The following is a 1,034-nucleotide window of genomic DNA, read 5'->3' on the forward strand; positions in this document are numbered from 1 at the left end:
CCCTCGGCATAGCGGAACTTGATATTCTTGAGAGTAATGACAGCTTTAATGCGCGAGATATCAGTTTCGATGGCAGTTTCTGCCTCAGCCTCTTCCAGCACGATATCTGCCAGCCTTTCGCTATGCAGGCTCAGCATGCGGTAACTGATGAAGACATCAATGAGGCTGGAAATGCGGCCAGTAAAAGTACCGGCATAGCTGGAGAAGGCCATCAGCATGCCCACCGTCAGGGTATTTTGCATGACCTGGCCAGCACCGATATAAAACAGCGCCAGGCCTTGTATGCCAAAGATCAGGGTATTGCTGACCTTGAAGATGATGGACAGCTTCTGCGTCTTGATATCGCGATTTTGAACATCGATCTTCAGGTTCTGCCAGCGCGACAGTCTTTCAGTCTCACGGCCAAACAGTTTCAAGGGCGTGACGGCACGCATGGTTTCCAGGAAGTGACTGCTTTCTTTGGAAGACAAGATCAGCCGTTCTTGCGATGCTTCACGGAAAGGTTGATAGAAAGCCCAGCGCAAACCCGCATACAGGGCCACAGCACCCAATACCAGCATGCTGAGCTTGATGCTATACACCAGCATCATGACCAGCGCCAGTACGGCCATCAGGCCATCGAGTGCGCTCTCGACGAACATGCTGGTCAGGGTACTCTGTATAGACCCTATGGAACCAAAGCGGGATACCACATCACCAAGATGGCGCTTTTCAAAATAAGAGACCGGCAAACGCACCAGATGGGCAAACACGCGTGCCGACCATTGCAGGCTGATATCCATGCTCCAGCGCATCAGAAACCAGCTACGTGCGAGGCCTATGGCATTCTGGGTAATCGTCAACAGCGCAAAACCAAACACCAGCACTACCAATAATTCTTTGTCACCACTGACGATGACTTCATCAATGACGAACTGGTTGAAAAGGGGTGAGCATATGGCGAAAATTTCTAACGCCAGAGCAAGGGCAATGACTTTGACGATGGCCGGACGCAGGCCAACGATATGACCGGTCAGGTCGCGCAGGGCGACTTG

The 1,034-nt window shown here is 51.8% G+C and carries 1 protein-coding gene; it reads right to left on the reverse strand.

All coding sequences use genetic code 11. The annotated features are described in order from the left end of the window. Positions 1 to 1,034 (reverse strand): ABC transporter transmembrane domain-containing protein (locus tag ACO0LD_RS31710; protein WP_423013524.1); only part of this gene is annotated, 1,034 nt, incomplete at both ends.

This window comes from Undibacterium sp. Ji83W, from assembly GCF_049340385.1.
Classification (GTDB): Bacteria; Pseudomonadota; Gammaproteobacteria; order Burkholderiales; family Burkholderiaceae_D; genus Undibacterium.